This window comes from Pseudomonas sp. P7758, assembly GCF_013386485.1.
GTDB lineage: Bacteria > Pseudomonadota > Gammaproteobacteria > Pseudomonadales > Pseudomonadaceae > Aquipseudomonas.
In genome coordinates, this window is sequence record NZ_JACARS010000297.1 from 1 (window position 1) to 522 (window position 522).

Genomic DNA, 522 nt, shown 5'->3' on the forward strand with positions numbered 1-522 from the left:
GAGCGCAGCCGCCTGTTCGCGGCATTGATCGGCCATCCGGTGCTCAGCATCAGCGAAGGCGGCGACCAATGCACCGTGGGCAGCCTGTTCTGCCTGCGGGTAGCCGACGAACAGGTGTCGTTCGAGGTCAACCTGGATTCCGTTGCCCGTAGCGGTGTGCGCATTCATCCGAGTGTGCTGCAACTGTCCCGACGTCGAGCGCCGGGGTCATGAGTGTCGATAAGGCGCCAGTGCGTCCTACCTTGCGTTCAGTGATCGGGCGCGAGCACGCCGAGCAGGGTCAGGGAGATACTGGCCATGCTGACGGCCATCAGCGCCAGGCTCAGGTGCCCGCGCCCGATCACTGAACGCAAGGTAGGACGCACTGGCGCCTTATCGACACTCATGACCCCGGCGCTCGACGTCGGGACAGTTGCAGCACACTCGGATGAATGCGCACACCGCTACGGGCAACGGAATCCAGGTTGACCTCGAACGACACCTGTTCGTCGGCTACCCGCAGGCAGAACAGGCTGCCCACGG

Annotated in this window: 3 protein-coding genes; 1 reads left to right on the forward strand and 2 read right to left on the reverse strand. The window is 64.2% G+C overall.

Going from position 1 to position 522, the window contains the following annotated elements; all coding sequences use genetic code 11:
- A partial coding sequence (locus HX873_RS31580; RefSeq protein WP_177123895.1) for a YfiR family protein occupies nucleotides 1–213 on the forward strand: 213 nt, incomplete at its 5' end.
- Nucleotides 214–248: 35 nt separating this feature from the next.
- Here the strand turns inward: HX873_RS31580 and HX873_RS31585 are convergent.
- Together HX873_RS31585 and HX873_RS31590 are read right to left on the reverse strand one after the other, a co-directional pair.
- Entirely contained in the window at nucleotides 249–386 is a 138-nt protein-coding gene (locus HX873_RS31585) for a hypothetical protein (RefSeq protein ID WP_177123893.1), read from the reverse strand.
- On the reverse strand, nucleotides 383–522 hold a 140-nt coding region (locus tag HX873_RS31590; protein ID WP_177123897.1), incomplete at its 5' end, for a YfiR family protein. The genes HX873_RS31590 and HX873_RS31585, both read right to left, overlap by 4 nt.